Below are 22,624 nucleotides of genomic sequence, written 5' to 3'. Positions count from 1 at the left end.
GGCGGAGGTTACTCATATTTCGCCCGTATCACGGGGAAATGTGACCTAGAACTCCAGGCTTCGGCGGCCTTCGAAGGCCCGCCCGAGAGTGACCTCGTCGGCGTACTCCAGATCGCCGCCGACGGGCAGCCCGCTGGCGAGGCGGGTGACTTTCAGACCCATCGGTTTGACCAGCCGCGCCAGGTAGGTCGCGGTGGCCTCCCCTTCCAGGTTCGGGTCGGTCGCCAGGATCAGCTCGGTCACCGTGCCGTCGGCGAGACGGGTCATGAGTTCCTTGACCCGCAGGTCGTCCGGGCCGACGCCCTCGATGGGGCTGATGGCGCCCCCGAGCACGTGGTAACGGCCCCGGAACTCCCGGGTCCGCTCGATGGCGACGACGTCCTTGGACTCCTCCACGACGCAGATGACGGCGGCGTCGCGGCGGGGGTCACGGCAGATACGGCACTCGGACTCTTCGGCGACGTTGCCGCAGATGGAGCAGAAGCGGACTCGCTCCTTGACCTCCACGAGCGCGTTGACCAGGCGTTTGACGTCCGCATGTTCGGCGGACAGCAGGTGGAAGGCGATGCGTTGCGCGCTTTTCGGACCGACGCCGGGCAGCCGCCCGAGCTCGTCGATCAGATTCTGTACCGCGCCTTCGTACATGCCTACCCGCCTGGTCGAAGCCGGGGCGAGGGCCCCGGCGGGGCGTTCTCCGCCCCTCGCCCTCCACCGTATCGGGGGCCGGCGACCTCTTGGGCCGAGGGTGCGCGTGTCGTGTCCGCGTCGTCCCGGTTCTCTCCCACCGGGACGACGCGTACCGGGCGGCCTCGGGTATCGACTAGAACCCGGGGAGACCGGGGATGCCGCCGCCACCGGGCATGCCCTGGGTCAGCGGGCCCATCTTCTCCTGCTGGAGACGCTCGACCTGGGCCTCCGCGTCACGGATGGCCGCCAGGACCAGGTCGGCGATGGTCTGGGCGGTCTCCTCGGCGTCCTCGGGGTCCACGGCCTTGGGGTCGACGGTGATGTCCTCGACCTGACCGCGCCCGCTCAGCTTGACCTTGACCAGGCCGCCACCGGAGGTGCCCTCGACCTCGCTCTCCTCCAGGGCCTGCTGGGCCTCCACGAGCTGCTGCTGCATCTGCTGGGCCTGCTGGAGCAGGGCCTGCATGTCCATTCCGCCAGGGTTCACGGCCGTCTCCTCGTCACACGCGTGGTGCTGGGTGTCGATGCTGGTGTCACTTGTCTGCGAGGGTAGCCGCTGCCTCCACCCGCGATCCTCCGACGAGTGTCCCTCCGACGTCCGCGCTCCGGTGGATGACGCTGTCCAGGGCCTCCCTCATGTGCTCCAACTCGTGGATGGAGCGGGTCACCCGTTCGCGTTCGGCGCACAGGTGGTCGAGGAGGTCGGGGGCGGGCTCTCCGCGTTCTCGCGCGTACAGGCAGGGCAGAAGGTCGCGGATGGTGGCGAGGTTGAGGCCGGCGCCGAGGAGCCCGCGTACACGGTCGACCCTTTCCAGGGTCTCCTCGCCGTACTCGCGGTGTCCGCCCGGGGTCCGCCGGGAGGAGATCAACCCCTGGTCCTCGTAATGGCGCAGGGAGCGGGGGCTGGCCCCGGTCCGTCTGGACAGTTCCCCGATCCGCATCGGCGCCTCCCCGTCTCGCCCGACCGGGTGACACCGGCCACAAAGGCTTGAATCTCACATGGGTGTCAGATTCTACGCTCCTGCCATGAGCACCGCACGGAATCTCACGAACCCGCTGTTGACCGCCTACGACCTCGGCCCGATCCGCCTTCCCAACCGGGTCCTCATGGCCCCGATGACCCGTCTTCGCGCCGACCGCGACGGGGTGCCCGGCGACCTCATGGTCTCCTACTACGCCCAGCGGGCCGGAGCCGGACTGATCGTCTCCGAGGGCATCACGCCCAGCGTCGAGGGCCGCCAGTATCTCACCGAACCCGGACTGCACACCGAGGCCCAGGTCGAGGGCTGGCGCCGGGTCACCACCGCCGTGCACGAGGCCGGGGGGCGGATCTTCGCGCAGATCATGCACGCCGGACGCGGCGGCCACCCCGAGAACCGGCCCGACCACGGTGTCCCCACGGCGCCCTCCGCCGTGGGCAGGACCGCCCTCGTGCACACCCTGGACGGCAAGGTCGAACCGGTCGTCCCCCGGGCCATGACCCTCGAGGAGGTCGAGAGGACCGTGGAGGACCACGCCGAGGCGGCGCGGGCGGCCGTCCGCGCCGGGTTCGACGGGGTCGAGCTCCACGGCGCCAACGGGTACCTGATCCACCAGTTCCTGGCCGACAACACCAACCTGCGCACCGACCGCTACGGCGGCGACGTCGCCGGACGCCTCCGGTTCGCGGTGGAGGTGGCCGAGGCGACCGCCGACGCCATCGGGGCCGACCGGGTGGGGATCCGGCTCTCGCCCGGAAACCCGGAGGCCGAGATGGTGGAGGCGGACCCGACCCCGGTGTACCGTTCCCTGCTCTCCGCCCTGTCCCCGCTCGGCCTGGCCTACCTGCACGTGGCCGACGTCCGGGACCACCCGGCCCTGGACGAGGCCCGCCGCCACTGGAACGGCACCCTCGTCGGCAACACGGGGGAACACGTGGAGACCACGCAGGAGGGCGCCGCGGCGCTGATCGCCGAGGGGAGGGCCGACCTGGTCTCGATCGGCCGCCCCTACATCTCCAACCCCGACGTGGTCGAGCGGATCGCCGACGGGTTCCCCTGGGAGCCCATCGCGGAGAAGGACTTCCACTACACGTCCGGCCCCCACGGCTATGTCGACTACCCCGACCGCTTCTCCCGTCGGGCGGACTTGGTGGCACCGTTGTCCTGATTTCACCAGCCGCAAGGACGAAGAACGGGGCACGGCGGGACACGGGTTGAAATGATGGTCGGCAAGAGGAGATCACTCCCGGCGGTGTCATCGACACCGCCCCCGACCAGCGAAGACCGGGGGACTGAGGACGTGTTGACCGCCAAGGAGCGCAACTCGGCTCTGATCGAGGCGATAATCGCGGACGGCACGCTGACGGACACCGCGCTCGTCGAGACCTTCCGTGCCGTGCCCCGCCACCTGTTCATCCCGGAGAGCGGTGTGTCGACCACCCGGGGCGACACGTTGAACGCCGAGACCGACCCCGACCGGTGGCTGGCCGCCGTCTACGCGGACAACGCCATCGTCACCCGGGTGGACGACTCCGGGACACGGAGCCGGAGCAAGGCGGTCAAGGAGGGCGGCACCTCGTCCAGCTCGGCGCCGACCGTGCTCGCCCGCGTCCTGGAGATGGCCGACCTCTCCGAGGGTCTGGAGGTCCTGGAGGTGGGGACCGGCACGGGCTGGAACACCGCCCTGCTCTCCCACCGGCTCGGAGGCCACGCGGTGACCTCCGTGGAGATCGACGAACGGCTGTTGGAGACCGCGCGCAAGGCGCTGCGCGGGGCCGGTCTCTCCCCCACGACCCATCTGGCCGACGGCCTGCACGGCTACCCGGCGGGCGCGCCCTACGACCGGATCATCAGCGTCTGCGGGATCGAACGGGTGCCCCGGGCCTGGGCCGAGCAGATCCGTCCGGGCGGCCTGGTGGTGTGCCCGTGGGGGTTGTTGGAGAACGCGGGCGTACTGATGCGTCTGGAGTTCGACGAGGAGGGAGCGGCTTCGGGTCGCTTCCGCTCCGGGGTGGGTTTCGTCCCGCTGCGCACCCCCGATTCGATCCGGCCTCCGATCAGGGACACGGGCCGACAACCGGACGAGTACCGACTCACCCAGGCCGACCCGGTGGCCCCGCTCATGGCCTTCCCCTCGGCCTTCGCCCTGTCGGTGCTGGTCCCGGACTGGCGTATGCGCAGACGCTGGATCGGCACCGGTTCGGGCATGTGGCTGTGCGACCGGGAGGGCGAATCCTGGGTCCGGATCTACCCGTACGGCACCTCGTGGATGGTCGAGCAGGGCGGTCCCAGGAGCATCTGGGACGAGGTGGAGGAGGCCCTGGAGCTCTGGGGCGACCTGGGCGAACCGGAACCGGAGCGGTTCGGGCTGACCGTGACGCCTTCGGGCGGACAGCGGGTGTGGCTGGACTCCCCCGAGGGTCGTTCCTGGCCGGTCGACTCGCCGGCCTGAGCGGCCCGTGGAACGACGACGGCCCCCGTCCCGAAAGGCGCGGGGGCCGTCGCAACGTGTTCAGGCCTGCTTATCGGCGCCTTCGTCCGTGCGCTGTTCCTGCTTCTCCCGAAGCCGGCGCAGGAGGTCCTGCTTGCGTTCGCGGGCGTCGCCGTCGGCGCCGCCCCTGCCTCCGGCCTGACCACCGCGCAGTGCGGAACGGGAAACGGTGGAGCGTTGACCGCCCACGCCGAGCAGGCTGTTGTTCTTCGCCAACACGACCCCCTCAAGATAAAGAAACGAGTCGTCTCGTCTTGTTTTAGCGGAACATCTCGATCCTAGCCCGGATGGAACGAAACGTCCCCTCCTTTTCCGGGGCCGCTCCGTGAACACCGCTCGAACCACCCCCACCAGGGGGAACACCCTCCGATAAAGAAGCGGGGCCGGGTCGGCCACGTATATCCACGCGGTCGGCCCGGCCCCGCCCCGAGGTTTCTAGAACCCTTCGGAAGGCTCGTGCTCGATCTCCTCGATCAACTTGCCGCCCAGCTCGGTCTCGATGAGGGAGACACCCCCGCCCCCGGACCCACCGGAAGAGGAGGGGCCGGCCGAGGCCGCGCCGGCGGAGGCCGGACGAGGCGCCGGAGCGTTCGCGGGCCGCTCCTCACGGGGCGCGCTCTCCTCGGGACGCCCGTTCCCGGGGCCGGCGTTCCGAACGGGGGCCGGGGGCCCGTGGTCCTCGGGCGGCGGGGCGGCCGCGGCGTCCTCATAGGGGTCCGGCGGAGGCTCCGGACGGTCGCTGAGCAGCCGTTCCGGCGGCGGCCCCGCAGGACGTTCGGGCTCCGGAGCCGGTTCCGGACGGGCCTGGACCGGGGCGGGTTCGTTCCGTACCGGAGGCGCGTCCCACCCCGATGGCTCCGCCGGGCGCGGAGCCGGTTCGGGGCGGCGGGGCGGAGCCGGCGGACCGCCCACACCCGCCGGGGCCACACGGACCTCGGCGCCCAGCACCTGCTGGATCGCGCCCGCCACCACCTGATCGCTGCCGCTGGTGGTGAAGCCCTTGGCCTCGTTCGGCTTGGAGAAACCGAGCAGCACCGTGTTGCCCTCGACGCCCACCGGCTGCACGTCGCCGCCGTGCAGCATCATCCAGGTGAACCGGCGACGGCCCTTGACCGCCTCCATCACCTGATGCCAGGCCCCCTGGAGACGTCCCAGGTCCAACGGGCCACCGGAGGCGGGCGCCGCCGGACGGGGCTCGGCCGGAGCCGGGGCCGGGGCGTCCCACCCCGACGGCTCGTTCCGAGAGGCGGGCTGCGAAGGCCGGGGGGCCTGCCGCGGCGCGGGTTCGGGGGCCTCCGTGCGGGCCGGCCGCTGAGGCGGCGCGGCCTGAGGGGCGGGAGCCGCGGGCTGAGGCGGAGAGGGCTGACGCACGGGGGCCGGAGCCGCCGGGGCCGCCGGGGCCGGGGCGGGAGCCGAGGCCTGCGGGGCGATCGCGCCCGAGGCCACTCGACGTTCCATCTGCTCCAACCGGGCCAACAGCGCGACACCCTGGTCCCCGTCGGTGGCCGGCAGCAGGATCCGCGAGCACAGCAGTTCGAGGAGCAGACGCGGCGCGGTCGCACCGCGCATCTCGGTGAGCCCCTGGTTGAGCACCTCGGCGGCTCGGGACAGCTCGGCCGGGCCCAACCGGGCGGCCTGCTCCTTCATCTGGTCCACCGACTCCGGAGAGACGTTCACCAGACCCTTGTCGATGGCGTCCGGCACCGCCGAGAGCACCACCAGGTCGCGGAAGCGCTCCAGCAGATCGGTGGTGAAGCGACGCGGATCGTGACCACCCTCCACCACCCGGTCCACCAGGCCGAACGCCGCCGCGCCGTCCCGGGCGCCCAGGGCGTCGACCATCTCGCCCAGAAGGCTGGAGTCGGTGTAGCCGAGCAGGGAGACGGCGCCCTCGCGGGTGATGCCGCCCTCGTCCGAACCGGCGATGAGCTGGTCCAGGACCGACAGGGTGTCGCGCGCCGACCCCGCCCCCGCGCGCACCACCAGGGGAAGCGCGGCCGGGTCGTAGGTCACCTCCTCCTCCTTGAGGAGGTCCTCCATGAGCTCCTTGAGGGTGCTCGGCGGGATCAACCGGAAGGGGTAGTGGTGGGTGCGCGAACGGATCGTCCCGATGACCTTCTCGGGCTCGGTGGTCGCGAACACGAACTTCAGGTGCGGAGGGGGCTCCTCGACGAGCTTGAGCAGCGCGTTGAAACCCTCACGGGTCACCATGTGCGCCTCATCGATGATGTAGATCTTGTAGCGCGAGTTGACCGGCGAGAAGAAGGCACGTTCACGCAGGTCACGAGCGTCGTCGACACCACCGTGGGAGGCGGCGTCGATCTCGATCACGTCGATGCTGCCGCCGCCGTCGGGGGCCAACGACACACACGAGTCACAGGTGCCGCACGGATCCGGGGTGGGACCCTTCGCGCAGTTGAGGGAACGCGCGAGGATCCGCGCGCTGGTGGTCTTGCCGCAACCACGCGGCCCGCTGAAGAGGTAGGCGTGGTTGATACGTCCGCTCCGCAGCGCCTGGCGCAGCGGGTCGGTCACGTGCTCCTGCCCGCGCACCTCGCCGAACGTCGCGGGACGGTACTTGCGGTACAGCGCGATGCTCACGGTGTGATCACTCCCCTGGTCCCTGCCACGGTCCCATTCAACCCGCCGGCGGTGACAACTCACGCCAGGTCCGGGAAACCGGAAGGGGTGGATTCGGGATGAGCACCCCCGAAAACAGAAAGGACCCCCCGCGCACCCGCCAGAGCCTACTTATCCTTGCTGCCTTCCGGCCCTGGGGAGGTTCATAGGGTGACGCCGCACGAGGGGTCTGCCTCGAGTGTATCCGAACCGGGGACCCCCGCAACCCCGGCGCCGTGTGCCCCGCGCCGCCCCTCCCGTCGACGGAACCCGTTCGAAGCACTCCCCGGAAGCCTGTAGAGTTGTCCGTGGAGGATTCGCCTAGTGGCCTAGGGCGCACGCTTGGAAAGCGTGTTGAGGGCAACCTCTCAGGGGTTCGAATCCCCTATCCTCCGCCACAGGAGCGAAGGCCCCGACCGGGAGACCGGTCGGGGCCTTCGTCGTTTCCGCACCCCGCCCGCGCCTCTCAGGGGCGGGGGATGTTGCGGAGGTTGGAGCGGGCCATGTCGATCATGGTCCCGACCCCGCCCTGGAGGACGGTGCGTCCGGCCGACAGGGCGAAGCCCGTCACCTGCCCGGCGGTGATCCGGGAGGGCACCGAGAGCGCGTTGGGGTCGGTGACCACGTCCACCAGCACCGGCTCGTCCGCGGACAGGGCGTCCTCGAAGGCGGCGCGCACGTCGGTGGGGCGCTCCACCCGGATCGACCGCATACCGATGGCCTCGGCGATCGCCGCGTAGTCCACCGGCGGATGGTCGGTCTGGAAGGCGGGCATGCCGTCCACCATCATCTCCAGGCGGACCATGCCGAGCGAGGAGTTGTCGAACACCACCGTGGTGATGGGCAGACGGTGCTGGACGACCGTGATGAGCTCGCCCAGGAGCATGCTCAGACCTCCGTCGCCCGACATCGACACGATCCGACGTTCGGGGGCGGCGTAGGCGGCGCCGATGGCGTGCGGCAGGGCGTTGGCCATGGTGCCGTGGGTGAAGGACCCGATCACGCGACGGCGCCCGTTCGGGGTGAGGTAGCGGGCCGCCCAGACGTTGTTCATGCCGGTGTCGACGGTGAACACGGTGTCGTCGGGCGCCACGTCGTCCAGGATCCCGGCCACGTACTCGGGGTGGATCGGCGTGTGGTGTTCGATGTTCCTGGTGTAGGCGTCCACGACCTTGGTCAGGGCCCGCTCGTGGCGCCGCAGCATCTCGTCGAGGAAGCGGACGTCGGTCCGTTCCCGGATCCTCCCCTGGAGGGCGCGCAGGGTGGCGCCGACGTCGCCCTGGACCCCCAGGTCGAGGGGGACGCGGCGGCCGAGCCGGCGCGGATCGTGGTCCACCTGGACGACGTTCCTCTTGGGCAGGAAGTCGTCGTAGGGGAAGTCGCAACCCAGCAGGATCGTGAGGTCGGCCCCTTGGAGCGCGTCGTAACAGGCCCCGTAGCCGAGCAGGCCGATCATGCCGACGTCGTAGGGGTTGTCGTACTGGATCCACTCCTTGCCGCGCAGTGTGTGCCCGACCGGTGCCTTGAGCCTCTCGGCGAGGTCCATCACCTCGGGGTGGGCATCTCGGACGCCGGCCCCGCAGAACAGGGAGATCCGGTCGGCGCTCTCGATCCGGCGGGCGAGCGCCTCCACGTCCTCCTCCGCGGGCTGGGAGACGGCGTTCCCCGCGGTGACGGGGGTGGTGTCGGCCGGACCCACGGCCTTCTCCCCGGCGATGTCACCGGGCAGGACGAGGACCGCCACTCCGGGGGCGCCCAGGGCGTGCTGGATCGCGATCCGGGCCAACCGGGGCATCTGCTTCGGGTGGGCGACGAGTTCACGGAACTCGGTGACGTCGGCGAAGAGCCGTTCGGGGTGGGTCTCCTGGAAGAAGCCGGTGCCGATCTGGTGGGAGGGGATGTGCGAGGCCAGGGCCAGAACGGGGGCGCCGCTGCGCTGCGCGTCGTAGAGGCCTTGGACCAGGTGGGTGTTGCCGGGGCCGCAGGATCCGGCGCACACCGCGAGCCCGCCGTCGACCTGGGCCTGGGCGGATGCGGCGAACGCGGCGGTCTCCTCGTTGCGGACGTGGATCCACTCGATGCCGTCGATCTCGTGTACGGCGTCGACCACCGGGTTGAGGCTGTCCCCCACCACTCCGTAGATCCGGGTGACCCCGGCGGAGATCAGGGTGCGGACGAGCTGTTCGGCGACGGTGTTCCTACTCAAGACGAACCCTCCCGGGAGCGTGAGGCGGCCGGGGGACTCTGCGTCGCCCCGGGTCAACGCTAGGAGCGCCTCGCCGTCAGCGCCCGCATCGCCACACCGGGCTCATCCCACGCGCAGCGCCTCGTCCCCGAACCGGGCCACGATCTCCACCGTTCCACCGAGGGCTTCGACATAGCTCTTGATGGTGGCAAGCTCGGAACGGTCGATCTCTCCCCGTTCGATACGGGACACCCTCGACTGCGAAACCCCCAGCTTCTCCGCCAGTGTCGTCTGGTCGATGCCATGCCGACGCCTGATCTCGGCCAGGCGATAGGCACGCTCCGCCGCCCGCATCCTCCGCCCGAGTTCGGTGATGCGTTCCTCATCGAGCCCACCGGCCGCGATGACCTCCGCACGACTCTCACCCCAGGTTCTCGCCAAGGCGCTCATCCCCTCTCTTCCGAGTAGCCGCCGGCCAACCACCTCTGATAACGGATCTCCGCCAGAGGGATGTTCCTGTCGTACCACTGCTTCCAACGCCACGTCTTGTCCCCCGCGACCAACAGGACGGCCTGTCTGTCCGGGTCGAAGACGAACAACACCCGAACCACCGCGTTCCCGGTGGATCGGGGGCGCAGCTCCTTCAGGTTGTGGATTCGAGAGTGATTGATGACGTCGACGAAGGGGCGGCCGAGCGTCGGCCCCACCTCCGCCAACGTGTCGATCGCCGCGACGACGCCATCGGCCGTTCTCGGATCCTCCTTGGCCAGAATCATGAGCCAGTCGTGCACCTCGTCAAGCAGAATCACGTTCCATGACACAGTCATTATGCTATAGGCATCATAGAACGCCAAGGTTCTAATCACCGAGATCCCTCACACCGACACGGTGGACCCCCGTTCCTTGAGAGGCGCCCTTTCCTGTGTTTTGCAACTTGTTGCATAATGAGATGAGGTCGGCCGGACACCGACCGAGAGGCACCGCGCGAGGAGAGACGATGAGCGACTACCCGCACCTTCTGGAACCCCTGGACCTGGGCTTCACCACCCTCAAGAACCGCGTGATCATGGGATCCATGCACGTGGGCCTGGAGGAGGCCCCCAACGGCTTCGAGCGGATGGCCGCCTTCTACGCCGAACGCGCACGCGGCGGCGTCGGCCTGATCGTCACCGGAGGCATCGCCCCCAACCCCGAGGGGGCCACCTTCACCGGCAGCGCCAAGCTCACCACCGGCGAAGAGGTCGAACAGCACCGCCTCATCACCCAGGCCGTCCACCGGGAAGGCGGCCGCATCGCCATGCAGATCCTGCACACCGGCCGCTACGCCTTCAGCGAGGAGTCCGTCTCCGCCAGCGCCCTCCAGGCCCCGATCAGCCCCTTCGTCCCCCACGCCCTGACCGAGGAGGAGATCGAGCGCACCATCGAGGACTTCGCCCGCTGCGCCGAACTCGCCCGCGCCGCCGGCTACGACGGCGTCGAGATCATGGGCTCCGAGGGCTACCTCATCAACCAGTTCATCGCGCCCGCCACCAACAAGCGCGAGGACCGCTGGGGCGGCTCCTTCGACAACCGCGTCCGGCTCCCCCTGGAGATCCTCCGCCGGGTCCGTGAACGCGTGGGCACCGACTTCATCATCGTCTACCGCCTGTCCATGCTCGACCTCGTCCCCGACGGCTCCACCTATGACGAGGTCGTCGAACTCGGCCGCCGAGTGGAGACCGCCGGCGCCGACATCGTCAACACCGGAATCGGATGGCACGAGGCCCGCGTCCCCACCATCGCCACCTCCGTCCCGCGCGGCGCCTACACCTGGATCACCGCCCGACTGCGCAAGGAACTGTCGGTACCGGTGGTGGCGGTCAACCGCATCAACACCCCCGAGGTCGCCGAGCGCATCCTCGCCGAGGGCGAGGCCGACATGGTCTCCCTGGCCCGCCCGATGCTCGCCGACGCCGACTTCGTGGCCAAGGCCGCCGCCGGCACCCCGGAGGAGATCAACACCTGCATCGGCTGCAACCAGGCCTGCCTGGACCACACCTTCAGCCTCAAGATCACCTCCTGCCTGGTCAACCCGCGCGCCTGCCACGAGACCGAACTGATCCTGTCCCCCACCAGGGTCCGTAAGAACGTGGCCGTGGTCGGCGCCGGACCCGCCGGGCTCGCCTTCTCGGTCTCCGCCGCCTCCATCGGCCACAGCGTGACCCTGTTCGACTCCGCGTCCGAGATCGGCGGCCAGCTCAACATGGCCCGCCGGGTCCCCGGCAAGGGCGAGTTCGACGAGACCCTCCGCTACTACCGGGTCCAGCTCGACAAGCACGGTGTGGACGTGCGGCTGAACACCACCGTCACCGAGTACGACCTCGGCGGCTACGACGAGATCGTCCTCGCCACCGGGGTGAGCCCGCGCACCCCCGACATCCCCGGCATCGACCACCCCAGCGTGGTCGGCTACGTCGACGTGCTCCGCGGCGGGGCCCCGGTCGGCGAGAAGGTCGCGATCATCGGCGCCGGCGGGATCGGCTTCGACGTCGCCGAGTTCCTCACCGACACCGGGGAGAACGCCGGGGAGGACCCCGAGGCCTTCTTCCGCCAGTGGGGCGTGGACACCGACTACCGGGAGCGCGGCGGTCTGACCGGCCCCTCCCGGGTCGCCCCGCCCCGCCGGGTCCACCTGCTCCAGCGCAGGGAGACCAAGGTCGGCAAGGACCTCGGCAAGACCACCGGTTGGATCCACCGTCTCGAACTGCGTCACCGCGGCGTCGAGATGGTCGCGGGGGCCGACTACCGGCGGATCGACGACGAGGGCCTGCACCTGACCGTGAACGGCGAGGAGCGCGTGCTCGACGTCGACACCATCGTCGTGTGCGCCGGCCAGGACCCCCGACGCGACCTCGCCGACCGGCTCATCGCGGCCGGGCACACCGTGCGCCTGATCGGAGGCGCCGACGTGGCCGCCGAACTGGACGCCAAGCGCGCCATCAAGCAGGGCACCGAACTCGCCGCCGCCCTGTAGCCGTCGTCGGCGCGGTCGGGCCGAGAACCGGTCCGGCCGCGCCGATCCTTCCTAGAATGCGCTCATGTCCCTGCCCCACGCGATCCTCACCGCCCTGCTGGAGAAGCCCTCGTCGGGGCTGGAGCTGACCAGACGGTTCGACCGTTCCATCGGCTACTTCTGGTCCGCCACCCACCAGCAGATCTATCGCGAACTGGGCAAGCTGGAGAAGGCCGGGCTCATCCGCGCGCTGCCGACCGACGTCCCCGCCCGGGGCGGTCGCAAGGAGTACGAGGTGCTGGCCGCCGGACGGGGCGAACTCGAACGCTGGGTGGCCGGGACCGAGGAGCCGCGCGCCCTCCGCGACCCCCTGATGCTGCGCCTGCGCGCGACCGGCGTCGTGGGCGTGGGACCCGACTTCGTGGCCGAACTGCGCAGGCATCGGGAACTGCACGCCGCCCGGCTCGCCGAGTACCGCGAGTTCCAAAGGCGCGACACCGCCCGGGACCGTGGGACCGAACGCGACCGGGCCCAAGGGCTGGTGCTCCAGGGCGGCATCGATCTGGAACTGTTCTGGGTGGATTGGCTCGACAAGGCCATCGACGAACTGGACCGGGACACCGACCGGCCCCGGACATGAGAAAGGCCGCCCCCGGAACGAACCGGAGGCGGCCACATGCGGTGGATGAGGGATTTGAACCCTCGAAGGGTTGCCCCTTACCCGCTTTCGAGGCGGGCGCCATCGGCCACTAGGCGAATCCACCGAGAGGTACTCTACCGGATACGTCGCCGTGCGAAAAACCGGCTGAGCAGATCCGAGCACCTGAAGGCGACGTCCTCGCTGATCAGATCCGGGGGAACGACTTCGGGACGATGGTTCTGGCGCGGGTCGCGGACCAGGTCCCACCGGGAACCGACCGCCCCCGCCTTGTCGTCCCGGGCCCCGTAGACCAGGCGGTCCACGCGTGAGAGCACCGTGGCGCCGGCGCACATCACACAGGGCTCCAGGGTGACCACCAGGGAACATCCGGACAGTCGCCACTCGCCGCGACGTTCGGCGGCCGCGCGCAACGCCAGCACCTCGGCGTGTCCGGTCGGGTCCCCTGTGGCCTCGCGTTCGTTGTGCCCTCGCCCGAGGATCGCCCCGTCGGGACCCAGCACGACGGCTCCGACCGGAACGTCGCCGGTCCTCAAGGCCAGCTCGGCCTCGGCCAGAGCCTCGCGCATCGCCTCGTCCGCGGCCTCACGGTCGAGTTCGGGCAGGCCGCTCACCCGATCACAGCCGCATCGTGTCGAGGAGGTCGGCGAAACCGGAGCGTTCCGCCACCACGGCGAGCACATCGCCGGGCAGCACCCCGCCGCCGACGGAGAGGGACCGCAGTTCCTCCCCGTCCACCCCCAGATCGCTCAACAGGTCGTCGTCGCCGTCCGGACGGGGGTCCGGGCGGGCCCCCGCGCTCTCGACCGGGGCCGGAGAGCCCAGCCCACCGGCCTCGGACAATATCCCGGCCACCGGATGGTCGTGGACGACCCGTTCGTCGGAGAGGTAGACCCTCGGATCCGATCCCGTCTCGTCCACTCTGACGACGGCGAACCACTCGTCGTCCGCCTCGATCAGGAGCAGGGTCATGTCACTGCCCGACTCCGTCCCGAAGTCCAACATGAGGTCGGTGATGTCGTCGATGGCATCCGCATCGCCGAGATCGACCTCGGTTCCCCGCCACGTCCCGCCATCGGGAGCGAAGACCGCTGCGAAGGTCGACACCGCGCACCCTCCCGTCTCTCCAGGTCGCTTCCGAGGCGTCCTTACCCCATCCCGTCGAGGACACGCTGAAAGGCCTGGGCGAATCCCAGACGCTCGGAGACGCTGGCGAGCACTTCGTCCGGGTAAAGGTCCAGATCGCCCGCCAGGGCGCCCAGTTCCATCTCGTCCAGACCCAGGTCGGCGACGACGGACAGATCCCCCGCCGGCAGCACCTGGTCGAGGTCGTCATCGTCGGGAAGGTCGATGTCCAGGTGGTCGAGGACGTCCCGGGCCACCTGCCAGTCCACGGACGCGGTCACATCGGACAGGAAGAGGGAGACCTCCTCGCCGTACACCCGGACGATGATGAAGAAGTCGTCTCCGACGGAGACCAGACCGAGGGAACCGCTGATGCTCGGCTGCTGGCGCAGGGCGTGGATCAGGCCCTTGAGATCGTGTGTCAGCGCGACGGGGAGAAGATCGACATCCCAGTACTCCTCTTCCCTGTACGCGACGGCCGCGAAGTCACCCGAGTCGTCGTCACCATGATCGAGCACTGTCATCGTCACCCCAACCCGGACGGTATATCGGCGCGGACGAGAGGATCCGGAACGCCCGCGCGAATGCCATCGTAACGATCACCCGTGCGCCACCGCCGCCGCTCGTCCAACGTGGACCGGACCCACGTTCTCACGACAGGCCGTTCCTCCGCGCCCCCACCAGCGAACCCGTTTCCCACCTGTATCTCTCCTCCGAGAGCCGATACCTCCTCACCCTTCCTCCGACCGCGTCGAGAATCCCCGGTTCGGGGGATACGCGCGGTTAGACTCGAAGCGTCCCCTCCACACGCTCAACGTCCTGTTGTCCCAGCTCACCCGGAGAACGTTTTGGAAACCCTGGTCGTCGACCACCCCTTGGTCGCGCACAAACTGACCACCCTGCGCGACGTGCGGACCGACTCCCCCACCTTCCGGAGGCTGACCGACGAGCTGGTGACCCTGCTCGCCTACGAGGCGACCCGCGATGTTCGAGTGACAGAGGTCACCATCCGGACCCCGCTCGTGGAGGCCACCGGCACCCAGCTCTCCCGGCCGACGCCGTTGGTCGTGCCGATCCTGCGCGCCGGCCTGGGCATGCTCGACGGCATGACCCGTCTGCTGCCCACCGCCGAGGTGGGCTTCCTCGGCATGGCCCGTGACGAGGAGACCCTTCAGCCCGCCACCTACGCCGACCGGCTGCCGCAGGACCTGTCGGGTCGCCAGTGCTACGTACTGGACCCGATGCTGGCCACCGGCGGCACCCTGGCCGCCGCCCTGAAGCTTCTGGTCGAGCGCGGCGCCGACCACATCACCGCGATCTGTCTGCTGGCGGCCCCCGAGGGCCTGACCGCCGTGGAGCGGAAGCTGGCCGAGAGCCTCCCGGAGGACCACGGGGCCACGCTGCGCGTGGTGACCGCGGCCGTGGACAAACGCCTCGACGAGAACGGCTTCATCCTCCCCGGACTGGGAGACGCCGGAGACCGCCTGTACGGCTGCTCCTGAACCCCACCGAGGCGCGGCGCCCCCGCCGAACCCTTCCCTGAGCGTCCAGCCGGATCACCGGCTGGACGCTTTTTCGGTTCTTTTCGGCTCGGGGTGAATGATCGTCCGAAAATCGGGCATTGGTCCCTCATGACCGCCTCCCCGACCGACGTCCCTCCAGGTCGAGCCCGCTCGTCCGGTCACCGGGAGACACGATGCCGCATTAGCCGAATTCATTTCGAGATTGGAACGTAACAGATTAGGGTGATCATAGTTCTTGGCCACCCGTAACCGGGTAGATCAGCCAGACCGAAACCGCCCCCAGGGGATCCGCCACCGATATCAGCACCCAGCCGCCCGCTTTCGGAGCGGCACTCAGGCGACCCCTCGGTCGCTACGCAAAGCCCCCGAGCGCGCACGCAACGTGCCGACCCGCCGCACAGCCCTCGAAGGAGTGAGATGCCCGAGACCCCCTCCACCTCGACCACCCAGGCCGCCCACGACCCTCATTTCAGCCGAGTCGTCAGCCGCCTCGCCTCGGAGTTCTCGAACGTCCACCACTCCTCCACCGTGTCCCGTTGCGTGGACGCCGCGCACCACGGGGCCAAGGACGTGACCGGGCGGGCCACCCCCGACCTCGTCGAGCGGATCGCCCGACAGCACCTCCAGGTGCTGGCCCTGGCCTTCGCCGAACAACACTGACCCCAGGCGTTTCCTTTTCGGCCCTGCACCACCCCGGAACTTCGGAAGACCGGGATGACCCGGCGCTCACGCGCCCGACACCCCTCTTCCCGAGTTCCGGGTCCGCTGTGCGGTACCGACTCGCCCTTCCGGAATCACCCTCCCGCTCCTCGACACCACACCTGACCTGGGTCGCGAGAGGGATCCTTTCCGGGCTGCCATTACCAGGGTTAACAACATCACCGAAACCGGACACAGACCACAAGCGTGGAAGGTCCGACATAACGCCACGCCGAGGGTGCGCCCGAGGCTTTACGGGCATGATGGTCGATGGAACAATCACTGCTGGGTCGGTGGGTCAGGTGGATTCCAAGGGGAGTCAGTCGTGGCGAAGTTGAAGAAATGGGGCGGTTACGCGCTCATCGGTTTCGTGGCTTTTTATCTGCTCACGCAACCGGAAAGCGCGGCCGGGGTCATCCAGGGCGCCCTGGGCGGCCTGATGGGCGGCGCGGAGTCGATGTCCCGCTTCGTCAACGCACTACTGCCGTAGGCGTGAGAGAGCGGGTGCCATGAGGCTCGTAGCGTCCAGCAACGCGGCACCGGCGTCGGTCAACCGCTACCTCCTGCCGCACGAGCAGGACGTGGTGACCATCCGACGCCACCCCGCGGTCCTCATCGGCCCGGTGGCCACGGTGTTGGCCGCGTTGATCCTCGCCGGGATCCTGAGTCGGACGATCGGCGGCAACAGCACCGCCACCCTCGCCGTCATCTGGTGGCTCTGGCTGCTGGTGCTGGTGTGGTTCGTCTGGCGGGTGGCGGAGTGGTCCGTGGACTATTTCGTCATCACCTCGGCGCGGTTGCTGTTGACCACCGGACTGATCACCCGCCAGGTGAACATGATGCCCTTGGGCAAGGTGACGGACATGAGGTTCGAGCGCACCCTGATCGGACGCTTCCTCGGGTACGGCACCTTCGTCATGGAGTCCGCCGGTCAGGATCAGGCGCTCAGTCGGATCGACTTCATTCCCTATCCCGAGCAGCTCTACCTCGAGGTCGTGGGGTTGATCTTCAAGGAGTAGCCGAGTACGGCACCCGATACGACAGTCGTCGAAGAGCACCCGTCATGTCGACGGGTGCTCTTTCGTATGCGCTCCGTCCCCCTCCGGGAACCGGGCACCGAACGGACCCGGGTTCGGATCACCGCTCCACGGGTACGCCTCGGTTACCCGGTTGTTCACCTTATGTTCACCTTGAACTCCACGCCCTCCCGGCACACCTGCGAGATCGGGCACATCGCCCCGAATCCAATTGACTCAAAGGTGAACAGATGGTTAACATGGGTCATCCACACAGGAAACGAGGAGGGCTACATGGCACGCAGGACCGAGCACGCGCCGCACCTCTCTCGCACGTCCACCGACCGTCGGCGCACCCGCTCCGCCGCTGCGAGCCGCCGCCTCTCCGGCCTGGCTCCCGAGCCCGCGCTGGTCCCCCGACCGCGCGAGGACGCCGACGCCACCACCACGGAGCACCCGATCATGCACTGGGTTCTGATCACCGACGAGAACGGCCGCACGCGCCCCGAGGCGCGCTGGCTCTAGATCGCAACGATCCCCGAAGGGCCGTCCGCATCGCGCGGGCGGCCCTTCGTCATGCCCGGCTCCACTCGCATCGACCAATCGGCGCGACATGAATGACGAATACGGACGTCCAGATCGCCCCTCTTGAAGTGACATCAAGGGTGATACCCGTCTCACCCCTCCTCCCTGAATGATAAATAAACGAACCGTATCGTCTTATTTATAGAGCACCGACTCTCTCTGAAACCGACATACGGGACACCCGCCCATCGGCCTCGGCTCGGCCCACGCCCTCACGGCGCGCCACCCTCGGCCGGCACCCCCACCTCTCGGCCAGGACGACCCTCGCCTTCCCACGGCGACCGACCCCTTTCGGACACCCATGAATCAGCGATCCACTGTCCGAAACCGACCCCCGCCCCCTAGGCCAGGACGCCGTCTCGCCCATGGGAGGACAGCGGCATCGGATCGACGCGGTCCGGCCGGACGACACGGCGGAGCCTCACCGGGCACGCGCCGCGCAGGAAGCGGGCCCTCACGGATGTCTCGTCGACAAATCCCCTTGTCGACTTTTCGGTCTACACATAAATCAGAAAATAGAGCGACCGATACCTGGGAAAGCAGTCCACGAAGGACGCACCCCCAAGGACAAAACCGCACGATAAAGGCAAGAATAGGATGCTTCCATGATCGATGGAACGTCCTCGACCGCCCTGGTCCGCCTGGTCCGCGACACCGCGCTGGCCTCCGGGGTGTCCGCACCGCTCATCACCGCGTTACCCGGCGCGACATCACTCGACGACGACCGTCTCCGCATCCCCCTGACCACTCTGGGCCGCCTGTGGGAGCTGCTGGCCTACTCCCTCCCCGAAGGGACCGCGGGACTACGCGTCGCCGAGTCCGCCCGACTGGGCAGCATGCCCGCCTGGGACTACCTCCTGGTCAACGGGGTCGACCTCGGTGACGCCCTCTCCGAAAGCCTCCCCTACCACCGTGTCGTCACCGCCGCCGAGGAGCACTTCGAGGTCCATGACCGCGACGGTGCCGTCGAGATCGAATACCGCACGACCATCGACGACCCCCGTACCTCGGCCGCCGTCCACGAGTACGTCCTCGCCTACTACCTACGTCGGGCACGCGAGGCCACCCGCCGGGACATCGTGCCCGCCAAGGTCACCTTCGGCCACGCCGCCCCTCCGCACCACGGACCCCTCGTCCGCGCCTTCGGCACCGACCGCATCGAGTTCGAGGCCGAGAGGGACACCATCCTCTTCGCCGCCGAGGACGCGCACGTCCCCCTGCCCGACTCCGACCCCCGCCTGGCCGCCCTGCTCCGCGACCACGCCGGAATGCTGTTGGAGACCTCACGCCCCCTCCCCGATTGGCGGGAGCACTTCCGCATCGCCTTGGAGAGCGAACTCGACCTGGGTGCTCCGACCCTGGACGCCGTGGCCGCCCGACTCGTCCTGAGCCCACGCACCCTCCAACGCAAACTCTCCGAGCACGGGACGACCTGGCGGGCGGAGGTGGACACGGCCCGATACCAACGGGCCCGCCGCCTCCTGGCCCAGGACCTCCCCGTCGACACGATCGCCGCCCGACTGGGATTCACCGACGACCGCGCGCTGCGCAAGGCCTTCCACCGTTGGAGCGGCCACTCCCCCGGCCGGGAACGACGACGCCTGACACGTACGGACCGGTTCGTGGCGCCCGCGGACCTGGGACGGGAGATCGTGCGCTCCTAGATTCGAAGGTGTCGACAGGACACCCGAGAAAGGCGCACACCATGCACTCCCTGCCCACCACCACCCGCGAGATCCACCTGGTCGCCCGCCCCGTCGGCGCCCCCGGCGACGAGCACTTCACCCTCACCGAGGTCCGTATCCCCGAACTCGCCGAGGGACAGATCCTGGTCCGCAACACCTGGATGTCGGTCGACCCCTACATGCGGGGCCGCATGGACGACGCTCCCTCCTACATCCCTCCCTTCGAACTCGGTGCCCCACTGGAGGGCAGCGCGATCGGCGAGGTCATCGCCTCCCGAGCGGACTCGATCCCGGTGGGCGCGCACGTCTCCCATTTCCTCGGCTGGCGCGAGCACTCCGTGGTCGACGCGACGGGCGTCGTGGTGGTGGACATCGACCCGGTCCCCGCCTCCGCCCATCTGGGGCCGCTCGGTACCACCGGCTTGACCGCCTACCTGGCACTCACCGAGATCGCCCCCGTCAACGAGGGCGACACCGTCTATGTCTCCGCCGCCGCGGGCGCCGTGGGAAGCGTCGCGGGACAGATCGCCCGCCGTCTGGGCGCCGCCCGTGTCGTGGGTTCGGCCGGCGGCCCGGAGAAGACGGCCCTTCTGACCACCGAGTTCGGCTATGACGCGGCGATCGACCGCCGAGAGGGCGATCTCGCGAAGAGCCTGGGCGAGGCCGCCCCCGACGGGATCGACGTCTACCTCGACTCCGTGGGAGGCGACCACCTCGACGCCGCCCTGGAGGCGATGAACCCGCGTGGCCGCGTGGCCCTGGTCGGCGCGATCAGCGGCTACAACGCGACCGGCCCTCTCGCCGGACCCGACCTGTACCGGGCCGTCACCAAGGAGTTGAGCCTGCGGGGCATGATCGTCGGCCACTACCTGAACCGGTTCCCCGAATTCCACGCCAAGGCCATGCCGTGGCTGCTCGACGGCACCCTGCGCACCCGGGAGACCGTGCTCGACGGCCTCGAGAACGCCACGAAGGCGTTCTTCGGAGTTCTGGACGGTGCCAACACCGGAAAGATGCTCGTCCGTCTCTGACCCCGCCCCGGCGACTCGAAGGAGCCCCGTCATGCACGCACTCGTCGTCCGGTCCCACCCGAGAACCGACTCCCTCACCACCGCGGTCGCGGAACGCGTCACCGAACGGCTGACCGACGAGGGATACACCGTGGACCCCCTCGACCTTCACGGAGAGGGTTTCGACCCGGTCCTGCCTCCTGAGGACGAACCCGACTGGACCGACCCGAACAAGGCGTACACGCCCGAAACCCGGGAGCACATGGCCCGCGTGTCCGCCGCCGACCTGATCGTGGTCGTCTTCCCGGTCTGGTGGTTCTCCCTGCCCGCCATGGCCAAGGGCTGGATCGACCGGGTGTGGAACCGGGGGTTCGCCTACGAACCGAGCACCCTCCACGGCAAACGGATGCTCTGGATCGGCCTGGCCGGCGGATCCGCGAGCTCCTACGCCGAGCACGGATTCGACCGGTCCCTGGAGATCCAGCTCGGGGACGGGATCTCCCGGTTCTGCGGAATCTCCGACGCGTTCGTGCACCTGATGTACGACAGTCTCGGCTCCCCCGACCTGGAGGCCGTGGACCGGAGCCTGAACCGGATGCTCGTTCGAGAGCCGGCGGAACGACTCCCGGTGTCCTGACCTCGAAGACAGGGAGCACCGCATCGACAAATCTCTTTGTCGACTTTTCGGCCATCACATAAACAGAATTACAGAGCGACCAATATTGCAGGGCGCGGCCTGGAAAGGCCGCGCCCCGCACACGTTCACATCACATCATCCCAGATCAAAAGGGTGAATCATCCGCTTGAAGGCATGGTGTCCATCTTCGGTCGAAACACCCGTTTGGAGCCGGACCAGAGGAACGACTCGTCACGAGATCGGGATCAGCTCGGCGCCATGTCCACGAAACGGCTGTAGTGACCCTGGAAGGCCACCGTCACGTCGGCGGTCGGGCCGTTACGGTGCTTGGCCACGATGATGTCCGCCTCGCCCGCGCGCGGCGACTCCTTGTCGTGCACGTCCTCGCGGTAGAGCAGGATCACCATGTCCGCGTCCTGCTCGATCGATCCGGACTCACGCAGGTCGGAGACCTGGGGGCGCTTATCGGTACGCTGCTCGGGACCACGGTTGAGCTGGGAGAGCGCCACCACCGGTACCTCCAGTTCCTTGGCCAGGAGCTTGAGCGAACGCGACATCTCCGAGACCTCCTGCTGACGGCTCTCCACCCTGCCCGGCGAGCTCATCAGCTGGAGGTAGTCGACGATCACGAGCTTGAGGTCGTGCTGCTGCTTGAGCCGTCGGCACTTGGCCCGGATCTCCATCATCGACATGTTCGGGGAGTCGTCGATGAACAGCGGCGCGCTCGCCACCTCGCCCATGCGTCTGGCCAGGCGGGCCCAGTCGTCGTCGGTCATCAACCCCGACCGCATGGTGTGCAGCGGCACCCGCGCCTCCGCCGAGAGCAGACGCATGACGATCTCGTTGCGCCCCATCTCCAGGCTGAAGAAGACCGAGGTCATCTCGTGCTTGATGGACGCCGCACGCGCGAAATCCAAGGCCAGGGTCGATTTACCTACAGCCGGGCGGGCGGCGATGATGACCATCTGACCGGGGTGGAGGCCGTTGGTGAGGGCGTCGAAGTCGGCGAAGCCGGTGGGCACACCGGTCATGCTGCCGTCGTTGGCGCCGATCGCCTCGATCTCGTCCAGGGCGCCCGGCATGATGTCGCCGAGGACGACGTAGTCCTCGCCCGTGCGTTTCTCGGCGACCTTGTAGATCTCGGCCTGGGCGTGGTCGACCAGGTCGTCCACCTCGCCGTCGCCGGAGTAGCCGATCTGCGCGATACGGGTGCCCACCTCGACCAGGCGTCGCAGGACGGCGCGGTCGGAGACGATCTTGGCGTAGTAACCGGCGTTGGCCGCTGTGGGGATGGCCTCGGTCAGGGTGTGCAGGTAGGGGGCCCCGCCGACGCGGGCGGCCTCGCCGCGTTTGGTCAGTTCGGCGTTGACCGAGATGGCGTCGACCGGTTCGCCGCGGGAGAAGAGGTCGACGACGCTCTCGTAGATGATCTGGTGGGCCGGGCGGTAGAAGTCCGCGGAGCGGATGATCTCCACGACCTGGCTGATGGCGTCCTTGGACAGGAGCATGCCGCCCAGGACGCTCTGTTCCGCCTGGATGTCATGGGGTGGGGTGCGCTCGTATCCGCCTTCTTCAGGTGGTTGCTCAGCGACACTCACGAACTCTCCCCCACACCGGCAACGTGCGCCGACCCCGGTTCGGGCCGTCCTCTCCAGGATGCCCCATCCCGGAGACGGAGGAGGCCGTGGAGGCACCCTGTGGAAAGCCCTTTACCATCACATCCGGAGCCCTG

At 68.9% G+C, this 22,624-nt stretch carries 24 protein-coding genes, 2 tRNA genes and 1 other RNA gene; 13 read left to right on the top strand and 14 right to left on the bottom strand.

Annotated elements, in window-relative coordinates:
* Nucleotides 1–45 precede the first annotated feature (45 nt).
* From recR to U9J66_RS12600, 3 genes are all read right to left on the bottom strand, one after another.
* Nucleotides 46–645: a recombination mediator RecR gene (gene recR, locus U9J66_RS12610; RefSeq protein WP_014912795.1), complete on the bottom strand. Its 600-nt coding sequence runs from the start codon at nt 643–645 to the stop codon at nt 46–48.
* Nucleotides 646–820: 175 nt separating this feature from the next.
* Nucleotides 821–1,159: a YbaB/EbfC family nucleoid-associated protein gene (locus U9J66_RS12605; protein ID WP_014910247.1), complete on the bottom strand. Its 339-nt coding sequence runs from the start codon at nt 1,157–1,159 to the stop codon at nt 821–823.
* 61 nt (nt 1,160–1,220) lie between these two features.
* Nucleotides 1,221–1,628, bottom strand: coding sequence for a MerR family transcriptional regulator (locus U9J66_RS12600; RefSeq protein WP_014910327.1), 408 nt, complete (start codon nt 1,626–1,628; stop codon nt 1,221–1,223).
* Nucleotides 1,629–1,713: 85 nt separating this feature from the next.
* On the opposite strand from U9J66_RS12600, the gene U9J66_RS12595 reads away from it, so the two are divergent.
* Nucleotides 1,714–2,835, top strand: a complete 1,122-nt coding sequence (locus U9J66_RS12595) for an alkene reductase (RefSeq protein WP_326337748.1) — start codon at nt 1,714–1,716, stop codon at nt 2,833–2,835.
* Nucleotides 2,836–2,970: 135 nt separating this feature from the next.
* On the top strand, nt 2,971–4,119 hold the full coding sequence (locus U9J66_RS12590) for an rRNA adenine N-6-methyltransferase family protein (RefSeq protein WP_026125277.1): 1,149 nt from the start codon (nt 2,971–2,973) through the stop codon (nt 4,117–4,119).
* A gap of 60 nt (nt 4,120–4,179) precedes the next feature.
* On the opposite strand, the gene U9J66_RS12585 is transcribed toward U9J66_RS12590, so the two are convergent.
* The 3 genes from U9J66_RS12585 to ffs form a co-directional block, all read right to left on the bottom strand.
* Nucleotides 4,180–4,374: a DUF6243 family protein gene (locus U9J66_RS12585; RefSeq protein WP_014909422.1), complete on the bottom strand. Its 195-nt coding sequence runs from the start codon at nt 4,372–4,374 to the stop codon at nt 4,180–4,182.
* 219 nt (nt 4,375–4,593) lie between these two features.
* Entirely contained in the window at nt 4,594–6,759 is a 2,166-nt protein-coding gene (locus tag U9J66_RS12580) for a DNA polymerase III subunit gamma and tau (RefSeq protein WP_326337746.1), read from the bottom strand.
* A gap of 116 nt (nt 6,760–6,875) precedes the next feature.
* Nucleotides 6,876–6,971, bottom strand: an RNA gene (gene ffs, locus U9J66_RS12575) — signal recognition particle sRNA small type.
* A 116-nt stretch (nt 6,972–7,087) separates the two neighbouring features.
* On the opposite strand from ffs, the gene U9J66_RS12570 reads away from it, so the two are divergent.
* Nucleotides 7,088–7,175: transfer RNA gene (locus U9J66_RS12570), tRNA-Ser, on the top strand.
* A gap of 68 nt (nt 7,176–7,243) precedes the next feature.
* On the opposite strand, the gene U9J66_RS12565 is transcribed toward U9J66_RS12570, so the two are convergent.
* The 3 genes from U9J66_RS12565 to U9J66_RS12555 form a co-directional block, all read right to left on the bottom strand.
* The gene (locus U9J66_RS12565) at nt 7,244–8,983 is read right to left on the bottom strand and encodes a pyruvate dehydrogenase (RefSeq protein WP_161110960.1); all 1,740 of its coding nucleotides are present in this window, start codon (nt 8,981–8,983) and stop codon (nt 7,244–7,246) included.
* Between the two features lie 102 nt (nt 8,984–9,085).
* Entirely contained in the window at nt 9,086–9,412 is a 327-nt protein-coding gene (locus U9J66_RS12560) for a helix-turn-helix domain-containing protein (protein ID WP_014908786.1), read from the bottom strand.
* Entirely contained in the window at nt 9,409–9,789 is a 381-nt protein-coding gene (locus U9J66_RS12555; protein WP_326337972.1) for a type II toxin-antitoxin system RelE/ParE family toxin, read from the bottom strand. The genes U9J66_RS12560 and U9J66_RS12555 overlap by 4 nt, the downstream gene beginning before the upstream one ends.
* Before the next feature lie 170 nt (nt 9,790–9,959).
* On the opposite strand from U9J66_RS12555, the gene U9J66_RS12550 reads away from it, so the two are divergent.
* Together U9J66_RS12550 and U9J66_RS12545 are read left to right on the top strand one after the other, a co-directional pair.
* On the top strand, nt 9,960–11,975 hold the full coding sequence (locus U9J66_RS12550; RefSeq protein ID WP_161110959.1) for an NADPH-dependent 2,4-dienoyl-CoA reductase: 2,016 nt from the start codon (nt 9,960–9,962) through the stop codon (nt 11,973–11,975).
* Between the two features lie 64 nt (nt 11,976–12,039).
* On the top strand, nt 12,040–12,594 hold the full coding sequence (locus U9J66_RS12545; protein ID WP_161110958.1) for a PadR family transcriptional regulator: 555 nt from the start codon (nt 12,040–12,042) through the stop codon (nt 12,592–12,594).
* A 39-nt stretch (nt 12,595–12,633) separates the two neighbouring features.
* Here U9J66_RS12545 and U9J66_RS12540 read toward each other — a convergent pair.
* The 4 genes from U9J66_RS12540 to U9J66_RS12525 all read right to left on the bottom strand — a co-directional run bounded on the left by U9J66_RS12540 (nt 12,634) and on the right by U9J66_RS12525 (nt 14,261).
* A tRNA-Ser gene (locus tag U9J66_RS12540) sits at nt 12,634–12,718 on the bottom strand.
* A gap of 10 nt (nt 12,719–12,728) precedes the next feature.
* The gene (locus U9J66_RS12535) at nt 12,729–13,181 is read right to left on the bottom strand and encodes a nucleoside deaminase (RefSeq protein ID WP_036568561.1); all 453 of its coding nucleotides are present in this window, start codon (nt 13,179–13,181) and stop codon (nt 12,729–12,731) included.
* A gap of 49 nt (nt 13,182–13,230) precedes the next feature.
* The gene (locus U9J66_RS12530; protein WP_017536063.1) at nt 13,231–13,719 is read right to left on the bottom strand and encodes a tRNA adenosine deaminase-associated protein; all 489 of its coding nucleotides are present in this window, start codon (nt 13,717–13,719) and stop codon (nt 13,231–13,233) included.
* A 41-nt stretch (nt 13,720–13,760) separates the two neighbouring features.
* Nucleotides 13,761–14,261: a tRNA adenosine deaminase-associated protein gene (locus U9J66_RS12525; protein WP_036568550.1), complete on the bottom strand. Its 501-nt coding sequence runs from the start codon at nt 14,259–14,261 to the stop codon at nt 13,761–13,763.
* 324 nt (nt 14,262–14,585) lie between these two features.
* Here U9J66_RS12525 and upp point away from each other — a divergent pair, with 324 nt between their 5' ends.
* The 8 genes from upp (at nt 14,586) to U9J66_RS12485 (ending at nt 20,892) form a co-directional block, all read left to right on the top strand.
* Nucleotides 14,586–15,239 (top strand): uracil phosphoribosyltransferase, encoded by a 654-nt coding sequence (gene upp / locus U9J66_RS12520; protein WP_326337745.1) that lies wholly within the window; start codon nt 14,586–14,588, stop codon nt 15,237–15,239.
* 438 nt (nt 15,240–15,677) lie between these two features.
* A complete protein-coding gene (locus tag U9J66_RS12515; RefSeq protein ID WP_017536064.1) occupies nt 15,678–15,920 on the top strand; it encodes a three-helix bundle dimerization domain-containing protein in 243 nt (80 codons plus the stop codon).
* A 364-nt stretch (nt 15,921–16,284) separates the two neighbouring features.
* The gene (locus U9J66_RS12510; RefSeq protein ID WP_014913358.1) at nt 16,285–16,449 is read left to right on the top strand and encodes a hypothetical protein; all 165 of its coding nucleotides are present in this window, start codon (nt 16,285–16,287) and stop codon (nt 16,447–16,449) included.
* A gap of 19 nt (nt 16,450–16,468) precedes the next feature.
* Nucleotides 16,469–16,978 carry a PH domain-containing protein gene (locus U9J66_RS12505; protein WP_014911622.1) on the top strand — a complete coding sequence of 170 codons (510 nt, stop codon included), beginning with the start codon at nt 16,469–16,471 and terminating at the stop codon, nt 16,976–16,978.
* A gap of 291 nt (nt 16,979–17,269) precedes the next feature.
* Nucleotides 17,270–17,500 carry a hypothetical protein gene (locus tag U9J66_RS12500; RefSeq protein ID WP_014911583.1) on the top strand — a complete coding sequence of 77 codons (231 nt, stop codon included), beginning with the start codon at nt 17,270–17,272 and terminating at the stop codon, nt 17,498–17,500.
* Nucleotides 17,501–18,165: 665 nt separating this feature from the next.
* On the top strand, nt 18,166–19,224 hold the full coding sequence (locus U9J66_RS12495; protein ID WP_326337744.1) for an AraC family transcriptional regulator: 1,059 nt from the start codon (nt 18,166–18,168) through the stop codon (nt 19,222–19,224).
* Between the two features lie 41 nt (nt 19,225–19,265).
* Nucleotides 19,266–20,276 (top strand): NADP-dependent oxidoreductase, encoded by a 1,011-nt coding sequence (locus tag U9J66_RS12490; RefSeq protein ID WP_326337743.1) that lies wholly within the window; start codon nt 19,266–19,268, stop codon nt 20,274–20,276.
* 31 nt (nt 20,277–20,307) lie between these two features.
* Nucleotides 20,308–20,892: an NAD(P)H oxidoreductase gene (locus U9J66_RS12485; protein WP_017536067.1), complete on the top strand. Its 585-nt coding sequence runs from the start codon at nt 20,308–20,310 to the stop codon at nt 20,890–20,892.
* Nucleotides 20,893–21,137: 245 nt separating this feature from the next.
* Here the strand turns inward: U9J66_RS12485 and dnaB are convergent, their stop codons facing one another.
* Nucleotides 21,138–22,490 (bottom strand): replicative DNA helicase, encoded by a 1,353-nt coding sequence (gene dnaB / locus U9J66_RS12480; RefSeq protein WP_014911375.1) that lies wholly within the window; start codon nt 22,488–22,490, stop codon nt 21,138–21,140.
* Nucleotides 22,491–22,624: the final 134 nt, after the last annotated feature.

Source organism: Nocardiopsis sp. LDBS1602 (assembly GCF_035818715.1).
Lineage (GTDB): Bacteria > Actinomycetota > Actinomycetes > Streptosporangiales > Streptosporangiaceae > Nocardiopsis > Nocardiopsis alba.
Note: the sequence above shows the minus strand (reverse complement) of the source record. Positions and strands in the feature narration are given on the sequence as shown.

Coding starts and splice junctions, on each gene's coding strand:
- recR (WP_014912795.1), bottom strand. CDS start 645: ATGTACGAAGGCGCGGTACAGAATCTGATCGACGAGCTCGGGCGGCTG.
- U9J66_RS12605 (WP_014910247.1), bottom strand. CDS start 1,159: ATGGACATGCAGGCCCTGCTCCAGCAGGCCCAGCAGATGCAGCAGCAG.
- U9J66_RS12600 (WP_014910327.1), bottom strand. CDS start 1,628: ATGCGGATCGGGGAACTGTCCAGACGGACCGGGGCCAGCCCCCGCTCC.
- U9J66_RS12595 (WP_326337748.1), top strand. CDS start 1,714: ATGAGCACCGCACGGAATCTCACGAACCCGCTGTTGACCGCCTACGAC.
- U9J66_RS12560 (WP_014908786.1), bottom strand. CDS start 9,412: ATGAGCGCCTTGGCGAGAACCTGGGGTGAGAGTCGTGCGGAGGTCATC.
- U9J66_RS12555 (WP_326337972.1), bottom strand. CDS start 9,789: ATGACTGTGTCATGGAACGTGATTCTGCTTGACGAGGTGCACGACTGG.
- U9J66_RS12550 (WP_161110959.1), top strand. CDS start 9,960: ATGAGCGACTACCCGCACCTTCTGGAACCCCTGGACCTGGGCTTCACC.
- U9J66_RS12545 (WP_161110958.1), top strand. CDS start 12,040: ATGTCCCTGCCCCACGCGATCCTCACCGCCCTGCTGGAGAAGCCCTCG.
- U9J66_RS12535 (WP_036568561.1), bottom strand. CDS start 13,181: ATGCGCGAGGCTCTGGCCGAGGCCGAGCTGGCCTTGAGGACCGGCGAC.
- U9J66_RS12525 (WP_036568550.1), bottom strand. CDS start 14,261: ATGACAGTGCTCGATCATGGTGACGACGACTCGGGTGACTTCGCGGCC.
- U9J66_RS12515 (WP_017536064.1), top strand. CDS start 15,678: ATGCCCGAGACCCCCTCCACCTCGACCACCCAGGCCGCCCACGACCCT.
- U9J66_RS12505 (WP_014911622.1), top strand. CDS start 16,469: ATGAGGCTCGTAGCGTCCAGCAACGCGGCACCGGCGTCGGTCAACCGC.
- U9J66_RS12500 (WP_014911583.1), top strand. CDS start 17,270: ATGGCACGCAGGACCGAGCACGCGCCGCACCTCTCTCGCACGTCCACC.
- U9J66_RS12495 (WP_326337744.1), top strand. CDS start 18,166: ATGATCGATGGAACGTCCTCGACCGCCCTGGTCCGCCTGGTCCGCGAC.
- U9J66_RS12490 (WP_326337743.1), top strand. CDS start 19,266: ATGCACTCCCTGCCCACCACCACCCGCGAGATCCACCTGGTCGCCCGC.
- U9J66_RS12485 (WP_017536067.1), top strand. CDS start 20,308: ATGCACGCACTCGTCGTCCGGTCCCACCCGAGAACCGACTCCCTCACC.